This window comes from Arthrobacter sp. P1_B4, from assembly GCF_056406555.1.
Genome location: NZ_JBFTZW010000172.1, coordinates 1 through 2,713, shown reverse-complemented (window position 1 = coordinate 2,713; position 2,713 = coordinate 1). Strand labels below are relative to the sequence as shown.

The 2,713-nt window shown below is 62.2% G+C and carries 3 protein-coding genes; all 3 read left to right on the top strand.

What is annotated here, in order from left to right; all coding sequences use genetic code 11:
- The coding region (locus AC1D1W_RS20430; RefSeq protein WP_476944668.1) for an AAA family ATPase at positions 1-797 on the top strand (797 nt) is incomplete at its 5' end.
- 722 nt (positions 798-1,519) lie between these two features.
- Positions 1,520-1,924: a hypothetical protein gene (locus AC1D1W_RS20425; RefSeq protein ID WP_476944667.1), complete on the top strand. Its 405-nt coding sequence runs from the start codon at positions 1,520-1,522 to the stop codon at positions 1,922-1,924.
- A gap of 410 nt (positions 1,925-2,334) precedes the next feature.
- Positions 2,335-2,713, top strand: a 379-nt coding sequence (locus AC1D1W_RS20420) for a type I restriction-modification system subunit M N-terminal domain-containing protein (RefSeq protein ID WP_476944666.1), incomplete at its 3' end; no start/stop codon positions are given.

The following is a 2,713-nucleotide window of genomic DNA, read 5'->3' as shown; positions in this document are numbered from 1 at the left end:
TCCCCACGCAACGGCGCCCAGTCCTCTACCTTGCCCTCGAAGACGGCCACCGCCGGCTAAAAAGCCGCCTCGTCAGCCTAGGGGCCGTCAAACCCTCCCCGGACCTGACCTTCATCACCTCCGTTACCAGCGGATATATACCCGACACGATCGGCGAATACTTTGAGAAACACGCCGGCGAGGCCCCCGTGGTCTTCCTCGACACTCTCGGCAAAGCCATGCCGCCAGCTTTGGCAGGAGAAACAAGCTACGAACGTGACTACCGCGTCGTCGGAGGTCTGAAAAACCAAGCCGACGCGCACCCCGGATCCAGCATCATCGTCGTCCACCACACCCGCAAAGCATCCGGAAGCGACTTCGTCGATGCTGTCTCAGGGACACAGGGAATTGCCGGAGCCGCCGACACCGTCCTGCTGTTACGCCGGGAGCGGGGAGAAAAGACGGCAACCCTTCACGCGACCAGCAGGGACACCCGCGAAGGCGAATATGCCGTCTCTCTCGACGGCTCCGGACGGTGGACCCTCACCGGTGGCAGTCTCGAAGCGGCAGCGTGCGCGGAACAGACGGCCAAAGTGACCGGCGGTCTGAGTGACCGGATGACTGACGTCATAGCAACCGTCGGCCGCCACCCGGAAGGAATCACACCACGAAGCCTGAAGGCCCTTCTCCGTGACATCCCGCCCGAAGCCGTGGACGTCTACCTGGGCCGGGCCCACCTGGCTGGAAGGCTCCGAAAGCTGGAACGAGGGAAATACGCTCCGCTGCCGCAGCCAGCGCTGAACCTGGCACCCGCATGAACCCGGGAACCGGCGCTAGCGGAGGACAGGCACAAGCACCCCCTCTAGCGGTGTTAGAAGCGTTAGAAGTTAGAAGCTTCCCACCCAAAACAGGCACTACATGTTTCTCCTGTGTTGTATGTGATGGAAATCAGACAGAACTTCTAACACCTAACGCTTCTAACGGAGAGGGCTGGACACAGCCGACTTCACCCAATCCGCCCGCGAACGGAGCGAGGCACCCCCGCCAGTCTGCCGCCACCCAGGGAGGTCAAAATCGCTACAGGTTTTGAGCTCCCGGACTGTTCACCCGGTAGTCTCCTCCCCCCGTCCGAATCTTTTGCCATGCGGGTCCAGATGTTTGGAGAACGAAATGCACACACACCTCGACGCGGTTGACGCGGCGGTCGCGAGCGGCCGGGGCATCCTGCAGCCCTCCCACCAACCTCTGGTGGAGCTGGTCCGGGCCTTGGCCCGCCAAGTCGATGCCAGCGGAACCGGCGGGCCGTCCGCGCGTCTGGGGGCCGCCTACCTGTCGGCACTAAAGGACCTAAGTCGGGCCCTTAACACCGTGCAGGCGCAGCCGCAGGCTAACCGGGTGGATGCGCTGCTCGCCAGGCGGAGCGCGAGTGGTTAGCCCCCGGGCCCCGATGGCCACCTGGCACTTGTAACCCATGCAATCCCCCGGTGGTGCATTCCGTCCGCGCACCGGTACCCACTCAACCTAAAGAAAAGAGAAAATAATGAACCTTGCTACCGAAGTAGCGACTACTCTCGCCAAACACCCGAGCCTGCATCTCTGGGGAAACGGCAAGGCGCGCGGCTACGCCAACGACACGGACCTCGCCACACGTGACGACGACTTCCTCGAGCCGGCCATGCTAACCAAGATCCGGGACGCAGCCGACTGGTTCGCCCGCTACCTCGTGGCCAGCAAGCCCAACGCTAGGCGCGACGCATCGACCTACCATTGGAAGCACGTGTATGAACGCCACGCCGGCGTTTACGTCCCCAACGGAGTATTCGCCGTCGCGGCGTCCCTCGCCGGACTGTCCCTGGACTGGACGAAGTACAACCCCATCATCCACGCGCGCGAGTCGCGGCAGCACCCCATCGTGATTGTGGGCCTCCGTAACAGAGCGGGCTGAACTGTGCGGCCTGTCGGCGTCCGTGTGTCTGACATTTGGCACGGACGCCGACAGGCACCCCCGCGTGGCCGCCTTTGGGATTGAGGCTGGCCATGACCGTCCTCACGGCCGATGGCCGAGATCAGATCTTCGACAGAAATTCACCGCCGCGGCCCAAGAAGTCTTGCACTTTCATGCGCGCCCCTTCGGACCGTTCTACCAAGACGAGGCTTACTCCCGGATGCCAGCCACCATACCCGCCCCGTGACGCAACATCCATTCGTCAGAGAATGTCCTCCCTCCCCATACAATGCAAAGGCAAGTACGTGCGAGATCGATGAACGCTGCACGGCAASGGGGACCCTGCGTTTGGCTGTAACAAGCCGCGACCGTATGAACGCCCCCTGCCTGCAGCAARGRAAGTGGGAGCAGTGGCCGGCAACAACAACGCCAACCTGGTGTGGAGCATCGCGAATATTCTGCGGGGCACCTACAAACCGGCGCAGTACGGCTCGGTGATCCTACCGTTCACCATCCTCCGCCGCCTCGACGGCGTCCTCGAGAAAACCAAGGACGCCGTCCTGGCCGAGCAGGAAGCGAAGAAGGACCTGAACATCCCGCTGGATACCTTCCTCCAGAAAGCCTCCGGCCACAGCTTCTTCAACACTTCCAAGTTCAACTTCGCCAAGCTCCTCGATGACCCCACCAACATCAAGGCGAACATCCTCAACTACGTCCAGGGCTTCTCGGCGAACACACGGGACATCTTCGAGCGCTTCGAGTTCTACAAGACGCTCGAGAAGCTGGACA